The organism is Candidatus Mycosynbacter amalyticus (assembly GCF_025273655.1).
Taxonomy (GTDB): Bacteria; Patescibacteriota; Saccharimonadia; order Saccharimonadales; family Saccharimonadaceae; genus Mycosynbacter; species Mycosynbacter amalyticus.
The window spans coordinates 1-18,370 of the sequence record NZ_CP045921.1 but is presented as its reverse complement, the minus strand read 5'-3'; the positions used below and the strand labels follow the sequence as shown (position 1 = coordinate 18,370).

Sequence of the window (18,370 nt, the reverse complement as noted above, 5' to 3'; positions counted from 1 at the left end):
CTATGGCGACGCTACTTGATATACCACCAGAAGAAGAGCAAGAGGAACTTAATCCTGCAGAGAAAACCTTTCAGGATAAAGTTAATTCTGCCATAGGAGTGTATCAGGCGGCTAAGCAGCTATCACAAGCAGAGAAAAATTCAGTTGACTCGGACTTGCCAGATCAGTCGACCAAAAAAGACGATTCTTCCGATAAAGACGAAGATCCTCAGCCATCCGCAAAATCCACCGGCAAGAAAAAAGATGAGGCAAAAGATTCCGCTAGTAGCGACCTTACGCCAAAAGCCCGGGATGGCGAGCAAAACCCGATGGGGGCTGGTGGCGGAGTTGGCGGAGGCGGGAAAGGGCAGCTCAAAGGAGTAAAGGCTAGCGGACCGATTGCAACTATCGGCGCAATTATTGCTATTTTTGGCTTGATTGTCATTGTATTTCTCAGCTCGCCAGCAACATTATTTGCTGCGATCAAAGCAAATCTCACCAATGCCCGCGACACGTCGGCTCCTGCGATGAACTCTCGCTTTTTGACTGTATTCTCATCGATGATGCCAGACAAAAACAACCCTGATAAGGCGAAAAAGGCGTGCGAGAAGCCGCAATCAAAAATGTGTAGGGCTGTTACCGCACCAGAAAAACTAGTAAAAGACCTGCGTAAGGCCGGCATAAAGGTAGAGTTGGGCGATGACGTGGGGGACAGAAAGACGATAAAGTCCATCACTGTCACCGATTCAAGTGGTAAAGAACATAAGGTAGATTCAAAAACATCTACGATTACAGCACTCAAAAGCATTCCGGCTTTTCGAGCAGCGATTAACCGTGCGTACGATGTAACCAAGAAGCCGTTCTTGAGTAGCCGTTTCAAGGAGCTGCTATCTACCAGATGGGGTATCACAAAAGGACCGGGCCTAGAGGGTAAAGATAAGAAAGAGCTCGATAAATCGTTCCGGCAGTCCATGAAGTTAGAGGGAGACCCTGCCAATGGAGACTCTTCAAAGGTCAGGGAAAATCGAGAGAAGCAAACAAGTAAGCTAAGAGAGAAGGCTGGAAAGCTTACCTCACTTGGCTCATCGGTCGTATCGCTGGCCTGCACCACCTATACGACGGCAAATGCAGTTGTGATAGGAGCTAAGATGCTTCAAATTGCGATGTTGGTCAGATTCTTTATGTCATTTGCAGTAGAGTTCGACAAAGTAATCGCAGGAGAAAGCGACCAGCAAATCACCGACTATATAGGCGGGCGACTTAATTATAGCGAGACAAATCCAACGAGCGGAGGAAAGCCCAATAGGTTCTACCAAACCACCTTCTCTGATGGCGAGGGTATGAAAATGTTGCTTCATGGCGACTTAGTGGAGCTTTCGACTTACGCCCTCGGCTATCGAATTGGGGGTGCTGCGATTGCAAGTGTTTCAAATGTACTCTCTAGTTTTGAGACCTCGGTCGGCAGTCCTCTCATCAGTACAGGGGTAGCCCCTTTCTTGAGTACATTGACCGGACGCGACACCAGTACATCCAAAAAAGCCGGAAAAGCGCTTATTAAATCCATGTGCAGTCTCATTAATGGACAAGTGGCGCAAACACTCGGCGACGCAGCTATGTGCGCGCAGCTATTTGGTGCCACTGGACCTGGAGTATTGGCATGTATTGCCGCTATGCCGGTTATAGCGGCCGCCATCGGCGCCTTGCTCGCCCCTATAATAGGAAAGTTTGTTGAGCATCTGATAGACTGGCTCTCAAAAATGCCCGTTGATGAAGAGACAAAAGGCATAGACGCAGGAAATGCCCTCGCCGCCGGCGTGGGACTTCTGATGCAAAACACTGCTCTTACAAATGGACTGGTATTTGCAAACGCTGCTTCCTATAAGGGCTTCTTGGCTGATACTGCAGACGACATGTCAAGCTACAGACTTGCCGAACAGTATGACGCCCAAGCCACACCGTTTGATGCGACAAACCAGTACTCATTCCTAGGATCAATTACACATAATCTCTATAACTCTGGCGCACTAACTTCAAGTAGGAACCCGGCATCGCTTCTGCCAAATATGCTATCTTCACTGAGTCTCGCTGCCAAAACAGTTGGTAGTCTCGGTATGACACACGCCGCACAAGGTACATTCAACGAGATGCGTCAATACGACGAAAATGAAGACAGTTGCCCGGACCCAGCGGTCCGCACATCGGTCGACAGCGACCCTACACATACATTCGCAGGTGATGCATTTTGTGTCTCGCCAACCTACATGGAAACTGAGGCCTTGACTGCCGATGCTACGGGAGATGATTCGCACCCAGGTGTTATCAAATATATGGAAGACGAAGGGTTCATCAACAAAGATACCGGCGAAATCGAAAGCAGTGATAAAGCTAAAATATATAAAAAATATAATAAATACTGCGTAACACGTAGCGCGCCGGCAGGAGTAGAGGATCCAGGCGGATCTGAAGACGGATCTATTGCCAAAAATGCCGTCAGCGAAGAAGGCGAAGAGAGTGGTGAAGTGCCCGCGGAGGATGAAAGCTGGGCAACTGCCGATTGGTGCACATATCCTAGCGATCAAGCGGGTACTACTGCCACCATGCTTGCTATGTTCCATGCTTACCGCGCAGATGAAAACATCCGTGATGGCGTAGCGGACGAAGGTGAACAAAAAGCAGAAGAAGCAACAGGAGAAATTGGTGATGACGCCAAGGCGGCCGCTCAAGCGCTGCTTGATAGCCCAAATGTGAAATTCCAACTCCCGGAGCAGCGAGGCTATATGGAACAAACCGCGAAAGATGGTACTCAGACACTTGACTGTGGTGGAAAAGCTAATATGAATGGTAAGCTGCTCGGTATGCTTGTCGAGGCATCGAAAAAATACAAAATTACTATCGGCGCTCAAGCCTCTGGTCATGAATGTGATGGAGGATGGCATCCAAAAGGCTCAGCCGTAGACCTCAACGGAGTTGCGCATCTAGATCAGCCACAGCAGATGCGAATCGACTGGACGGCCGCGGATAAACCAATAGTTAAGGAGTTTTACGAGTACCTTGATAATTTAGCAGGTACAGCCGGAGTCAAATTAGAGCTGGGCCAAAAACAATGTTTCTCAAAACCACCATCAGCACCTTCTCCATCACTCAAGAATAGCGAGCTCGTAACCGACGTATGTAACCATATGCATGTAGGGGTAGAGCAGTGATACGATTGTCAGTCCTACGAAAAACACTTAGTATAATACGGCATGAGCTATTGTGGATACTGCGTGTAAACATGTTCTCAATTGCTGTCGTGGGTGTCGTGTCATTACCAGCCCAAGCAGCAACCGAAGCCGAAACAGGCGTATATCCGTTTGACTACGCCACAAACCAGGTTCTCTACTATGAACCATGTGGACCACCTAGTAAATCTCCGACGGCGCTTGGCAATGTATATGTACTAGGCGACGACATTACTAACGCCGCCAAAGCTTCGATCACCAGCAGTCTCAAAAACAGTGGATATACAAGCGTCGAGGTGAACGGGATCGGCGGACAAACTGTCGCCGATGCACCAGCCAAACTTGATGCAGCAAAGGATAAACTCAAAGATGTGCAAGCTATTATCATCCAGCTTGGTACCTATGGTGGTGCGGATGAGGGATCCATCGGTAAAGTTGCCGATAAGCTCAAGGAGCTTAGCCCCAAAGCAAGTTATTACTGGGTAGATACTTACGCATCCAACAACCCTGTACCTTATGCGGGTGCCGCTGGATTCGCCAAAACTAATCTTGCAATCAGAGATACTGCATCTGAAAAGGGTTATAAATTAATGTCTTGGGCACAGGCGGTCGACACTTCACTCGACCCAACAGACCAGGCGCAGATGGCCAAAACCGCTGACCCTAAGGACATGATTAACGAGACTGCCACTCCAGGTACTCCTGTGATTCCATCTGCCTCTGGTATGACACGTCTCGGCAACTTGATGGCAAGTTCTACCACCAACCTTTCCTCATCGACACAACAGGGTGTCTCTGGAAATGCTGGAACCTCCGGAACAGCAACCAACCCAGCCCAAGCTGATGTGACAAAAAATGAGCCGTCTATTGAGCAGAAAATAGCCAAGACATTCATAGTCGGCTTCGACGTAGGTGGCGGTCCAGCGCAACCGCTCGCAATGATAGATAAGTACAAGCTCGGCGGGCTCTTTATGACTGGGCAAGGTGCCGGAACCGTGTTTAATAAACAGTTCTTCGATCAAGCAAGGGAGAAATCGCTCGGTTCGTTTATCGCCACGGCAGATGAAGAGGGTGGCGTAGTTGATCGGTATGATATCGGCACACCTGCCGCTGCCGACCTAGGCAACGCCCCCAATGATGAAGTGACCGCTGCAGGTGAACAGATCGGCAAGGCCTTGAGTGAGAATGGGGTCTATGTCGATCTTGCTCCGGTAGTTGACCTAGGTGCACGAGACCCGGGCAATCATCTCAACGGAGGACGTGCATTTGGAACCGATGCAGCACGCACAAAAGCCAAGGCGCGCGCATTCACAGAGGGTCTTAACAAGGGTGGTATCACTGGTGTATATAAACATTTCCCAGGAATTGGTAGCGTATCAGGTAATAGCGACCAGGCTGCCGTATCCACCACATACGACCCAAACGGTCCTGCAGCGTCGGTATTTAAGGATCTTCCGACTGGTACTGTTGTCATGCTTTCAAATGCATACATCTCAAACCAGGGTAATATCCCAGCGCCAAACAACAAGACACTGATTGACTCACTCAAGACTGATCTCAATTACCAAGATGTTGTCATGACAGATGATCTAACTGCCCTTACGCACTACAACGGCAAATCCCTAGAGCAGACAATCGTCGACAGCTTTAATAGCGGTGTCGATACACCATTATTCAAATTTACTGACGAAGGACAGCTTGGAAGAATTATCAGTGCAGTCAAACAAGGTGTGCCAGCCGATCGTATCAATGATGCTTATAATAAGGCACTTGAGCTTGCAAATCGCAAAGGGTTTTTTGAGGACTCAAAAAGTAACAGCTGCTGTCCAGATTCGGGCGGCGGCAGCTTGGCGGGCAATAATAATGCCGCTAAAGCCTTTAATTATCTAGTGGGTAAGAAGCTCACTCCTGAACAAGCTGCCGGTGTAGTGGGCAATATGATTCTCGAGTCGGGTGTAGCCCCTCAACGCCTGCAGAGTACCCCCCTTGCGACAAAAACTCCGGCAGACCAAGCAGAGGGCAATTCAAATGGGTGGGGTATTGTCCAGTGGACACCTGCTGGCAAGATGATTACCCCTACAAAAAAATCAGGTAAAAACGCCAATCAGCTCGCCACCCAGCTGGATTTCCTATGGGCACAATTAACAGATCCTAAATCACCATCACCAGAAACAGGGGCGGGTGAAGATTTAAAGAAACAAACATCTTCTGATGGCGCCACACAGTCATTCCACGATAAATACGAGCGTTCAGCCCACAGCGAAAGTGTCCCTCAACGCCAAACATATGCGAAAGCAGTTCTAGAGGCATCAAAGGGTAAACCGTTACCAAAAGAGATTGAGGCAAGTATCTCAACAGATGACGGGGGAGGAAGTCCATCGACCACAACTACAAGTTCATCATCGGATGCAACTGCCGACTGTAGCCAGGGGGCAAGCACTGGTGAATACAAAGATCCATTCCGCGACCTTACGCAGTCGGAAGATGTTTCTAAACGTGTTGACGGAGGTATCGATCAGGGCAACAGCACCGATAAGGGTAAACCCGTCTATGCAATTGGCCCTGCAAAAATTACGGGTGTCTGGCCAGATACCGGCTCTTCCGGTTGGCCTGGTGTACCTGGCTCTTACATCAAATATGAATTTACGGCCGGATCGCTGAAAGGTAAGTCTGTCTATATCACGGAGGATTGTATCCCAAGAGTGAAAGAAGGTGATACAGTCGATGCCAACAAGGAAATCTGCACCTACACATACGCCGATTCTTGGCTCGAACTTGGATTTGCGGAAGGCGGCGGCAAACAAAGTGGGTCTGGATATGTGAGTTGGTCGGATTACAATGCAGGCGGAGGTGGTAGCTACGCGTCAAGCTCAGGTTTATATATGGATAAGTTCATCAAAAAGCTTGGCGGCAAGGGTGGTCAAATTCAAGGACCAACCAGTACTAAGCCAGTGCCGGCAGATTGGCCGAAATTCTAGGAGGTACCATGGAGCCAAAAGTTAAAAAAATCATACTCGCATTTGTAATCGGATCAGTCGCCGCAATACTTATAGCGCTTCTATTCCGCCTCTTCACTATGGGTTCACTTGAAGTAGTCGTCGACAAGGCTGGCTATGAGGTTCAGGTGCGAAGGATACGACCAAACCCAGAAGTTATCAATTTCAAACTAGATGGTACCAGAAGCTCACATACCGTACCAACAGGGGACTATGCGGTCAGTGCAAAATCTAGCGGCGGGTCGACAGAAAAAGTCGTTCATGTAAATTTCGCACAAAAGACAACGGTTGAATTGAGTATATCTGATAGTGCAGATATCTATAGTATTGAGCCCGTAACAAGCTTTGGCGCAATGTTCTCCTATATCAACGATAAGCGCCTAAGCTTTGTAAATAACAACAACGTACTACAAAAACGATTCCTCTCGGTTGATGCAAATAATCAAATTGTTGACCTCAGTGGTCAGGTAAGCCAAGATGAATTAATGCGCGGGTACTTTTCATCAATGAATTGGGCAAATGACGGTACGGGCTTAGGAGTGAGCATTGCAAATCAACTGTACGAAACAGATGGAAGCACCCTTAAGGAGTCAGCTATCGCAAATCTCAACCTGAGTTCTGGCCAGTTGTCAGCAAGTATCTCACCCGATAAAACAATCTATGTGTCAGACCGCAAAACGCTCTACAAAAAAACCTCAGGAAGCGAGTCATACCAGAAGGTATACGAAGGTGATGGACTGAGTGTGCTCGATAGCACGAATAGTGCGGTACTGGTAGCGGAGCGATCCCAGAGCTCGCGTGAGGGTGGTGTTCATATTATTCGCACTGATGGTACGCAAAACAAGATAGATGGCGAAGTGTACGAAGGTTTCTTCTCGCCATCGGGCAACAAAATAGTTCTCAATGGTGACTTGAACGGGATTTATGATACCAAACTCAAACTTATTCAGAGTACACCAAAAAATAATTCTACTGCACCAACCTGGATCGATGAAAACTCGATTATCTATGCAGGGTCGAAAATAGTTTGGAGATACACGCTCAATGATGGCATTGCTCACCAGCTTGCCGACCTCAGCTCTATACCGGGCGACATCAATTTCATGGCAATCGATAGTGCGAAAAAGAATATCTATGTCACGTCGCAGCGCTTTATCGACAACGAATATTCGTTCAAACTCTTCAAAGTAGGACTTGGCAGCAAATTAAAACCGTCAGCTCTGATTACTCAGCTCAATCTACTATTTCCGTATGAACAAGAAGATTGTTATTTTGACTTTGTTAACTTCAAATCGAATGCAAAGCCAAATATTGTGACTACAGCTAAGCCAGAGTCGCTGGCAAAGTGTCAACGATTCGTCCAGACATATCTGCAGTCGTACGATATTGATGTAAACGCAGTCCAATACCAAAATAATCCAAATGATTTACCAATAAACAAGGCGCTTGCTCTCTAGTATGAACGCCACTCCTGATTTATTTTTTGGTGTTGCAATATTCCTCGCAGCAGCAGTTGAGGCAATCGAAGCACTTACTATCGTCCTCGCGGTAGCAATAGTTCGCGGATGGCGCTCAGTGACATATGCGATCATAGCCGGCGTGCTCACGCTAACTGTCATCGTGGCAGCCGTTGGCTATGCGCTTTTGCTAGTTCCACTTCATGCAGTATGGCTGTTTGGCGGTGGGATATTGTTGATTTTTGGCCTGCAGTGGGTACACAAGGCTATCTTGCGCTACATGGGCCTCAAACCGACACGTGATGAACTTGAAGTATATGATAGAGAACGAAGAAATGCTAAACGCCAAAAGGGTGAGCGAGAGGGTATAGACTGGTACGCGTTTGTAATCGCTTATAAAACAATCATCATTGAAGGACTTGAGGTAATATTTATCGTACTGGCATTTGGTGCGCTCTACGATAACCTGCTATTTGGCGCAAGTATCTCAGTTGCCGCCATATTGCTCGTGAGTGGTCTTGGGGTGTTTATTCATAAGCCACTTTCTAAGTTTCCAGAAAACTCCATGAAATTCGCAGTGGGAATTTTACTTGTCAGTTTCGGAACCGTCTTTGCGGCAACCGGGGCCGGGATTATCTGGCCAAATGAGTATGTGGCTTTTGCGCTACTCGTACCAACATATCTTGGTGTCTCGATCTTGTCTATGTACCTATTGGAGGATCCCAGAAAGGGTATAGCCCCGCCGGATCGAACGCTACTGCGCAACATGATTATCACCGCTATAGTATTCGTTGTGATTGCTATCGGACTATACGCAGCGTTTCGAAACAATCCACTTCCAACAGAGGATTTATCATTTGTGACTGGTAATGCGGGGTACATCGGATGAAGAGACTGCAGCTTTTTGTAGCGTTCTGGCGTAATTTCTTTATTGGAGATAATCCTTTGATTGCGTATTTGACGATGTGGTCACTCGCTTTTGTGTTTTCAATGTCGCATTATTCCATGCCGCTGTGGCCACTTCTACCGGCGTGTATTTCGCTCATTATTGTTGCCAGTCCACATCTCAAACACCCAACTACAACGAAGCTTAATAATTTCCTGATTTTACTTGGCTGCATGGTAAGTATCGTAATTATACCTCTTATCCTATTTCGGCTCGTCTCGTCGGACTTCACTCCACTGAATATCTCACGCATCCTTCTCACATTTCTACCCGTTCTGATTGCTGCCGGGATACTTACGCCACTTTATAGGCGATTCCCTGTTTTTACGCACATAGTAGCGATGTTCACTTCTATTTATTTAGTGTACAGCATACCGTGGTAATAAGCCCGATATCACTAATATAAGATTGCATAATATGCAAAAAAGGTGTATACTCTGTCTGTAATAGTTACCCTTTTCTTTTATAGGGTGGAGTAGACTCTAGCATGCCGCAGGACGAACAACGATCTCCCGGAAACATTCGGCTCGAAGAGCAGGGTCTTTGGTATGACCAAGAAAAGAAACGCGCCGCCACCCTTGCGCACGCAGATGGCGAAGCTGCCGCTCGTACTGAAGCCGCCCGACTTGCCCAGCAGACCAAACCACCAGAAACGCGTGCGCCCAAGCGATCGGGCGGTAGCAAACGCCGTTTCACCGGCTTCTTTCAAGGCATGCGTCGCAAATCACCCGCCATCGCAATCGCACTATTTATCGCCGGAGGAAGTAGCGCTGTTATCGTCAGTCTCGCGCCAGGGACACCACTACTCATGATGGCAGACATCTTAGACCGAGACCTCAACACACAGCTCTCAGGCGTCGACAAGACCACATCACAACTCTGGCGCAACAAACTCAGTACAGCCACCAAAGGCTCCTGTGGTGCTGTCAAAATCGCCTGCCGCTATGAGACCGTCAATATGGAGAAGATGGAAAAAACGCTTGGGCGCATCAATGCCTCGAGCGACGACAAACTCATGATGACGTTTGACGAAGACAAAGGTTTCACTGAGAAGCGAGGCCGTATCAAAACTATCTCTGTAGTCAAAGCCGATGGCACACGCATCGAGGCCAACTCACCAGAAGCCTTCACCAAACTTATGAAGTCCGACCCCGTGTTCCGAGCCAAAATGTACATGGTCTATAGCCCGCGCTTCAGTGTCTATAAGGGCAAAGAAATCATGGACTTCCTCTCTAAAAATAAAGTTACCTACGCTATGGGCGAAAAGAAAAACACCGTCAAAGAGGTACAGGAGGAGACCGACAAGCGCGTCTCGGGAGAAACCGACATCGAGACGTCGAAGCTCACACCGGTCAAAGACAAAGATGGCAACGAAACCGGGGAGTTCGAAGATGAAGATGGGCGTCGCTATAGTGCCGCAGAGGCCAAAGCTATCGAAGATTTCGGCAAACAGCTCGACGCCTCGCCATCTGTCGGTGCTGTCAGCGATACTATCGGCAAGGCAGCTGGACGGGTCAATGCCCTCGATACAGCCTGTACCGTATTCAACACTGCCACCGCCGTGCGAGTTGCCGCACGCGTCCTCCAATACAAAGAGATGATACGATTGGCGTTCTACAACGTATTTCAACCTGCCAGCATGCTCCGTGCCGAGACATCATACCCAGAGGCGGTAGAAGCACCGTCAAACCGTCTTATGGACGCCGCGCCTGCTACGAAGGTGGCCGATCAGTCCAAAATAGGTGAGACACCCTACGGAAGCGACCTTCCAGAAGTAGTCAGCCCCGATAGTGGTAAAAATGCCTTCGATTCGCCCCTCGTGAAAGGCTCGCGAGATCAAGACTTTGGTGGCGTGAAAAATATGAGCCAACAGGGCAAAGCACTTCTCCTTGGTGGTGACAGGTTAGCAGGGATTGGCAACGCCCAGCAACTCGTGGCGCGCATGACCGGTGCCAGTTCCACGGCAGAGGTGTCACAGCGTTGCCGTGTCGTGCAAAATAACTTCGTGCGTGCCGGAGTACTAGCGGTATCGATTGCTGTGGGCGTAGGTACATTTGGCGCCGGTACCGCTGCACAGCTTGGCTTGTCGGTGGCGTTTGGCGCGGCCATGCCGCTCCTGACCGCACAACTTGCGAGTATTGCTGCGGGTAGTGTCACCAAAGGCCTCAAATACACCGACTTCGGCACCGCCACCGCCGTAGGCTCGGATGCGATGTATAACGGCATGGCACGATCCCAAGGCATGATGAGTCTCAGCCCAGACAAAATGACAAAATACCAAAACAGTAAACGCGAGACGTTGCAGGCATACGATGAGCTCGACCGGCTAGCCGCAGTGAAAAAGCCGTTTGATACTAGCAATAAATTCTCTTTTCTCGGCTCACTAGCGCGCACTACGCTGCCAATTGCCGCCAGCCTCCGCACTATTGACAGCACACATCTCGGTGGCGCATTAGCCGCACTGCCATCTGTCGCGACCACTGCCATGAGTACGGTCGCCATGCCACTCACACACGCCGACTCGGACTATATTGTCAAAAAAGATCGCTACACGTACTGCAACGACCCTGACTATGCGCAGCTCGGACCAAATGTCGCCATTAATCCTACATGTGTGATGGTGTTCGGCCTACCAGACGAAGCCATGGAGATCGACCCAGTCGAGAACGCCAAGTGGATGGCAGAGCACGGCGAAATTATTGTTGATTCTGACAGTGGTGATCCGGCAGATAACGGCCAACTATGGAACTACAAGAAATATCTCGAACAGTGTGTCGACCAGCAACCTGGCGCTACCGAAGATATTGAAAAAGACCCGACAAATGGCAGCGGCTGCGTAGCCGAAGCTAACTACGAAAAGAATTGGCACTATGCCAAGTTCAAGCTCAGCCTCGGTATCAACGAAGGACTCGACCAAAATCTGCCAGGTATGGATGGTGGCTCACAAGAGGCATTCGATGGTGGCGCAGCCGGTAAAGTTGGCCTCGATGGCTGGGCCTACCCAACCGTGAAAAGCAAGACGGAAGTGTCGAGCGGCTTCGGTATGCGCGATGGTACCCGCCACAACGGTATCGACCTAGCCGGGCCGCTCGGTACACCAATCTACGCTGCGCGTGATGGTAAGGTGATTGCCGCCGGACCCGCGAACGGCTTCGGTAACTGGGTTGTGATCCAGCACGAGGTCGACGGACAACGCGTCGACACTGTCTATGGACACATGCGCGCCAATACTATACTCGTAAAAGTAGGGGATACTGTAAAGGCTGGTCAGCCTATCGCTGGTATCGGCAGCGAAGGGCAGAGCACTGGTCCGCATCTTCACTTCGAAATATGGCCCGGTGGACGCTCCGATACTAATAGCGGCACCGGTCAGCCTATCGACCCAAAACCTTACCTCGATAAAGCCAGCGGAGGTAGCGGCTAACATGCGCTTTGGTCGTGCTGTCTGCCTGGCGATCACCGCCATCCTACTCATGAATGAGCTGGTATTTCCTGTGCGTGTAGCGGCCATCACCGACCCGCAGAGGTATATGCTCCAAGAGGCATGGGCTGTCGATGATGAATGCAGAACACAGGGCGCAGGGGCTGTATCACTCGCTGGCAACAACAATGTCGAAAAAATTCTCAACTTCTATATGCGCAAAGGCCTTAATCTTGCCCAGGCAAGCGGTATCGTCGGGAATATGATGCAGGAATCCGGCCTGAAACCAAATGTAGTGCAAGGCGGCAAGCTGATTGGCGAAAACGAAACCTACACGCTGCAAAACGGCGTCGGCTTCGGGCTCGTACAGTGGACCTTTACGGGGCGTCAAAAACCCCTCCAGGATCATATCGACAAAATGGGCGTCAAAAACACCGACCTTGGTGGCCAGCTCAGTTTCACCTGGGTAGAACTATCTGGCCCATACCTTTCTACGCTCAATAATCTCAAGCGCACCAACGACCCAGTAGAAGCGGCCGTCGTCGTACACGATGGCTATGAAAGCTCGGCAGACTCAGACTCGGCAGTGCGCAGTGTGCGTGGCGGCAATGCCAAAAAGGTCTATGATCAGTACAAGAACGCCCCCGCACTTGCCGGTAGTACTGCTAGCAGTGAGATGAATAATCCGAGTGGAGAAGAGAAGGTCGATGAGCATGGCCAAGCCGCGAGTGACACGAGTCAAAGTACATCAGAGTCCAGCGATAGTAGCTGCGCGAGCAGTAGCTTCTCTGGAGGCAATCTCGATCAAACCCTCAAAGCTTACGCGTGGCCGACCTATAAAGGCATGACAATCAAGCCGACCGACGCCTATGCCGCCGCCGTCAAAAAAGCTCTTGCTGGCGGCTACTATGTCGGTGGCACCACTGCCACAACACGAGGTATCGATTGCGGCGGCTTCGTGACACTCCTGGTGCGCGATAGCGGCTATGACCCAGGCTATAACTACAACGGCAAAGGGGGGCCGACAAGCTCCCAAGAAGCCTGGATGCAAAAAAACTGGGTTAAAATCAAACCAGAGGATGTCACGCCAGGAAAACTTCAGCAAGGTGACGTGGCAATCAACTCATCTCACACCTTCATCTACGTCGGTGACCGTGGCAAAAAGCCTGATGGGTTTGGCGCCACAATTGCCTCTGCTTCGCTCGACGAACGTGCGCCGATGGCCGATACTCAGCAGAGTGCCACACAGCCCGGGTATAATTGGTACAGGAAGAAGTAAATGGATTACGAACTCTCGTATTATCTCGGAAAATATCGCCGCCAGCTCCTTGCAGGTCTAATAGTATGTGTAGTACTCGTCGTCGGTATGACCATCTGGTACAATATCTGGCTCGCTCAGCAGCGCGCGGGCAAAATTGCCGTACCAGTACAAGTAGTGCCGACCGACGCCAGCGTAACACTATCGACAGGTCAGCCTCTGCCGCAAAGCGGCACTGCGTATATCGTACCTGGCACGTACAAAGTTACTGTCAAAAAAGAGGGATTCGACTCACAAACCCGTGATCTGCGAGTGTCAGATAACGCACTCGGATATATTTATATCGGTCTCGTCGCACGCTCTGATGACGCAAAAGCCTGGCAAGCTCGCCATCAAGCAGAATACCAACATCTTGAGACACTCACCGTCGCACGCAATCGTGACTATAATGCGCTGTTTGAATCTACAAATCCTATCGTCAATGTACTACCAATCAAAGATCCGTACTATTCGGTCGACTACCAGAACCATGATGATGCCTCTGTGGAACTAGTTATTTGGGGCACTTCACCCCACAGCCGTCAAGCAGCATTAAGTATGCTGCGCAGTAAAGGCTATGATCCGACAGATTACCGTATTCGCTACGATGGTTTTGACAACCCGCTGGAGGCTCAGTAATGCACCGCAGTCTCACAACAAAGATTATATTATTGCTTACTACTGTTGCGGCCGCAGCTGTTGGCACATGGCTACTTTGGAGCTACATATTCTCATTTCAAACAGTGACATTTCATTTTGACCGCCAGCTTGGCTACATAGAGCTCAGCGGCAATAACCAGCCAAACTACTATCCGGCCGACAATCAACCTGTCAAACTCAAAAAAGGCACCTACCAGGTACGTAGTGTCGGTGCCCATATAGCAGCAGATCGGCATGCGCAGGTAATTGATGGCTCAACAAGCAACATCACAGCTGAGTTTGGCTACTCACGTTCGTATCTCGACACACTCTACCTAGGTGAACAACAGGTCATCGAATCTACACTCATCGCAGCCTACCCGAAAGTCGCGACCGACTACGACATTCGGCACGGCAAGCTCTACCACCTAGGAGAAGTATATGGTGCTAGTCTCGTTATGCGCGACCAGTCAAATGATAACGCCGATATTCTACATGTACTGATGGAGAAAAAGAACGGAAGCTGGATCATACTTTCAAAACCACCCATGCCTATCTTGAGCGCGCCGCTCTATCCGTCGATAAGCCGCAACATCCTCGTCGATATCAATCGAGCGCAATAACCGTCGCGCTGTCGATGCCAGTATAGGCACCTGTACTGGTGATGAACATCTGGTTGCCGCGACATTTCTCTGCAAGGCGTTGCTGCCTCGATTCATCAAGCTCAGCAAACACATCGTCGAGCAACACAACGGGTGACAAGCCAGTCGCCGATTCGGCTACATCCACTTCGATAAACTTCAGCGCAAGTATAATACTCCGAATTTCACCACGACTCGCACGAGTTGTAGCCGGGGCGCCGTTGAACTCCGCCACCACATCATGACGGTGTGGACCGGTGCTCGTAAAGCCCAGGAGACTGTCGCGCTCGAAATTGTAATGCAGCTCGTTCGCCAACTTCTGCTGAATACCATCGATAATTGTATGCGAATAGTGAAGCGTCGCCGTATCGTCAGTACCCGCAATACTTCGATATGTGTCCGTCAGCGATTGATTGATACGCTCGATAATCTGACTGCGTTCACGAATCATCTCAGCACCATATTCGGCTATTGCCATATCCCATACAAACAGGGAGTCACGCGTCACACTAGGCTGTTTCAATAGGGCATTACGCTGCTTGAGTGCACGCTCATATTTGCGTGTGGTACTCGTGTATAGTGGATTGATTTGGGTTATAAACGTATCAATAAACTGCCGCCTGCGAGCAGGGGAACCGCCTAGCAGACGCAAATCGTCCGGTTCAAACAAAATCACCGGATATTTCTTGCTGACGGGCAGGCGATAGTTAATCTTGTGATCAATTTCAAATTGCTTACGACCAGAGGTTTTCGTACTATCAAACTTGACTACACGTGCCTGCTCGTCGCCAAGTCGTACATCAATACGCCACCAGTCCTCATCGCGCGCCAGAAACTCACTGTCACTACCGCGAAACGACGTGCCCCGCAGCGCTACGTGAAGTGCTTCGAGTAGTGTCGTTTTACCAGATCCGTTCGGCCCAGTAATCACGCTGACGCGCTGACCAAACACAAAGCTCGCATCGTCATGGCTGCGAGTGTGCTGAACGCGAAGACCAGTGATATCCACAGAGTACCTAGCTCTTGAGCGGCATGATGATATGTTTATATTTCACGTCTTCGCCGCTTGTCGTGAGTACTGTCGGTGCCAGCTTACCAGAAAAACCAAATATGACCGTACTGCCATCGAGTACACCCAGTGCCTCGCTAAGATAGCGCGAATTCAGCGTGACACTGCCGCCGCCAGCTATGGTCGCATCTGCTTCTGACGTGTTTTCGCCCAACTCCGATGCCACCGAGTGCAGCGACAAGAGCTTTGTCTCCTCACTGGCGCGGATTGTCACGCTGCCACCAGAGTCGCGCGCGAAAAGTCCGGCAATCTTGGTAATGCGTACGAATTCATCACGCGGTAGCGTCACGGTCGTCTCGGTTTTTTCTGGAATCAATTGACGATAGGGTGGGAAGTTACCGCTAATAAGCTGACTTGTTACCTCGGCTTCGTCGAACCGAAAACGCACCTGCGACTCGTCAAACAGCACCTCGATCTCCTTGATATCATCAGTAATCGTCCGTAAGGCTTCCTGCAGACTGGTGGTTGGTACGATAGCGGCTACTTCGCTCGTCGTTTCCACGAGACGACGTTCCGCTAGGCGATACCCATCCGTACCAGCCAGGTATAGCGCACCTTCGTGTGAGTGCCAGTACACACCTGTCAGCACAGGACGTGTTGCATCATTTGACGTAGTGACGATCGTCTGCGCCACTGCTTGCTTGAAATCACTTACGGCGATAGAATAGCGGACTGCCACCTCTTCGTCGATTACCGGTAGCTCCGGAAAATCATCGGCACCTAGCCCGTTGATGACTGAGCTGTATTTACCAGACGAGATGTGAAGCTGTGTGCCTTTTACTTGCAGTTCAATCGTGCCTTTTGGTAGGCTCGAGACAAAATCAGATACGAGCCTCGCCGGTACTGTGATTGCACCCGGTGTTGAGATTTTGGCGCCGACAAACTGTGTCGAGGCGATCTCCATATTCATAGCAGCCACGAGTAGACGAGTGCCGTCTGTGCGAAACAAAATATTATTCAGGATAGGTAATTGAGTACGACTACTTGCTACCCGACCAACCGCAGTAAGTGCACGAGCGAGATGTTCTTGAAGGACAGAGAGTTCCATTATTATATCCTTTTTCCTTTCTTTATTTGGTGGGTGTAATAGTAGGTGCTGTGGACAGGGTGGATAAGTAAGGAATTGTAAGAGGTGGGATGGAGTGTATCACTTGTTGAAAACCTAGCGGAAAATATGGGTACGAATCGGTGCAAAACCCGTGGGTTATACTCAGGTATGGTCGAGGGCGCTGCAGGTATCCACTGCATAGTGGATGTGAACACACGGGTTGTCCAATGGTTCATCCACGGCGAGTACACACGTTGTCCACAGGTACGAATAAAAAGAAGCGCACTACGCATAGAGTCGCTCCCGGATTTCGGCGACATGTTCGCGTACAGTGAAGTCAAGCTTGATAGCTTTTTCGATTTTTTCGACAGAATGAATCGCGGTGGTGTGATCTTTGCGACCTAGCTCGCCGGCGATGATTGGGAAGCTGAGGTGGAGCTCGCTGCGGAGCAAGTACATGGCGATTTGGCGTGGCAAGACAATATGTTTGTCGCGGCGAGGGCTGAGCATATCAGCAACGGGCAGCTGGAAGTATTTGGCGGTGCGATCGACGATTTGTTTGGATGTTAGGTGCTGCGGGCGAGAGCGACGCACATTACCAATCAGTCCTTCTGCCGTGGCGATATCGGGCTCAATTCCACGCATCTCGGCATAGGCCAGAAGCTGATTGAGCGCGCCTTCAAGTTCGCGAATATTAGTTTTGATATTGTCGGCGAGATATTCTACAGTATCTTTACTGAGGGAGACGCCAGATAGGTGGGCTTTGGCCTCGATGATCGCACAGCGCGTCTCGTAGTCAGGCATCTGAATATCGATTGCCATACCCCATTCGAAGCGACTACGCAGGCGTTCGGTGAGAGTGGGGATACTTTTGGGTGGTTTGTCGCTACTGATGATAATCTGCTTGTTTGCCTGGTGGAGGGTGTTGAAGGTATGAAAAAACTCTTCCTGTGTCTTCTCTTTGCCAGCAATAAACTGCATGTCATCAACGATGAGCACGTCGGCGGTGCGGTATTTATCCGAAACCTGTTTTTTGAATCGGATTGCGTCGGTAAATTCTTTGACAAATGTCTCAGTATTGATGTAGAGGATACGGGCAGAGGGGTTGGCAGCTTTGATTTCGTTGCCGACGGCTTGCATGAGGTGAGTTTTACCAAGACCAACGCCCCCGTAAAGGAAGAGGGGGTTGTACTTGGTGCCAGGGTTACTTGCGACCGTACGGCACGCAGTGTAGGCTAGGTCGTTGCTTGAGCCGACGATAAAGTTGTCGAAGTTGTAGCGCGGGTTGAGTGAGTTTGGTGCGGTTTGCGGTGAGGGTTGAGTGCCGGACTGTTGGGGAAGTTGTGCGAACTCTTCTCGGGGAAGGGCGTTACGGGTAGTCTCGCGGTTCACCACAGTCTTCTTGCCTTTACTATTGACTACATAATGTACAGCCGTAGCATTGATACCGTTCTTCTGGAGTACTTCACGAATCTGCTTGTCGTATTTGATCTGAAACTGACGGATTGCAAAAACATTCGGAACGGCGATTGTAATATTGTCTTCGTGATCATCTAGGAGTTCGGTGTTTTGAAACCACGTGGCAAACGTGGCGTGCGAGACTGATAGTTCGATCTCGCCGAGAACGCTTTGCCACAACGAATGGGTCGTCGCCAT

At 49.8% G+C, this 18,370-nt stretch carries 11 protein-coding genes; 8 read left to right on the top strand and 3 right to left on the bottom strand.

Annotation, left to right across the window (positions count from 1 at the left end; genetic code table 11):
• The first annotated feature begins 2 nt into the window (after positions 1-2).
• The 8 genes from GII36_RS00055 (at position 3) to GII36_RS00020 (ending at position 14,579) form a co-directional block, all read left to right on the top strand.
• On the top strand, positions 3-3,182 hold the full coding sequence (locus tag GII36_RS00055) for a hypothetical protein (protein ID WP_260763457.1): 3,180 nt from the start codon (positions 3-5) through the stop codon (positions 3,180-3,182).
• 71 nt (positions 3,183-3,253) lie between these two features.
• Complete coding sequence (locus tag GII36_RS00050) at positions 3,254-6,178, top strand: phage tail tip lysozyme (RefSeq protein ID WP_260763454.1); 2,925 nt, start codon at positions 3,254-3,256, stop codon at positions 6,176-6,178.
• Positions 6,179-6,186: 8 nt separating this feature from the next.
• A complete protein-coding gene (locus GII36_RS00045; protein ID WP_260763453.1) occupies positions 6,187-7,653 on the top strand; it encodes a hypothetical protein in 1,467 nt (488 codons plus the stop codon).
• 1 nt (position 7,654) lies between these two features.
• Entirely contained in the window at positions 7,655-8,542 is an 888-nt protein-coding gene (locus GII36_RS00040; RefSeq protein WP_260763451.1) for a COG4280 domain-containing protein, read from the top strand.
• Positions 8,543-9,086: 544 nt separating this feature from the next.
• Positions 9,087-12,023 (top strand): M23 family metallopeptidase, encoded by a 2,937-nt coding sequence (locus tag GII36_RS00035; RefSeq protein ID WP_260763449.1) that lies wholly within the window; start codon positions 9,087-9,089, stop codon positions 12,021-12,023.
• Positions 11,938-13,299, top strand: coding sequence for a phage tail tip lysozyme (locus GII36_RS00030; RefSeq protein WP_260763447.1), 1,362 nt, complete (start codon positions 11,938-11,940; stop codon positions 13,297-13,299). The genes GII36_RS00035 and GII36_RS00030 overlap by 86 nt, the downstream gene beginning before the upstream one ends.
• Complete coding sequence (locus GII36_RS00025; RefSeq protein ID WP_260763445.1) at positions 13,300-13,956, top strand: peptidase associated/transthyretin-like domain-containing protein; 657 nt, start codon at positions 13,300-13,302, stop codon at positions 13,954-13,956. It abuts the gene before it with no gap.
• Positions 13,956-14,579, top strand: a complete 624-nt coding sequence (locus GII36_RS00020) for a hypothetical protein (RefSeq protein WP_260763443.1) — start codon at positions 13,956-13,958, stop codon at positions 14,577-14,579. Before GII36_RS00025 ends, GII36_RS00020 begins: the two co-directional genes overlap by 1 nt.
• Here the strand turns inward: GII36_RS00020 and recF are convergent.
• The 3 genes from recF to dnaA all read right to left on the bottom strand — a co-directional run bounded on the left by recF (position 14,563) and on the right by dnaA (position 18,370).
• Positions 14,563-15,606 carry a DNA replication/repair protein RecF gene (gene recF, locus GII36_RS00015; RefSeq protein WP_260763441.1) on the bottom strand — a complete coding sequence of 348 codons (1,044 nt, stop codon included), beginning with the start codon at positions 15,604-15,606 and terminating at the stop codon, positions 14,563-14,565. The two genes, GII36_RS00020 and recF, sit on opposite strands and share 17 nt — an antisense overlap.
• Before the next feature lie 7 nt (positions 15,607-15,613).
• Positions 15,614-16,714: a DNA polymerase III subunit beta gene (gene dnaN, locus GII36_RS00010; RefSeq protein WP_260763439.1), complete on the bottom strand. Its 1,101-nt coding sequence runs from the start codon at positions 16,712-16,714 to the stop codon at positions 15,614-15,616.
• Positions 16,715-16,999: 285 nt separating this feature from the next.
• Positions 17,000-18,370 carry a chromosomal replication initiator protein DnaA gene (dnaA, locus tag GII36_RS00005; protein ID WP_260763435.1) on the bottom strand — a complete coding sequence of 457 codons (1,371 nt, stop codon included), beginning with the start codon at positions 18,368-18,370 and terminating at the stop codon, positions 17,000-17,002.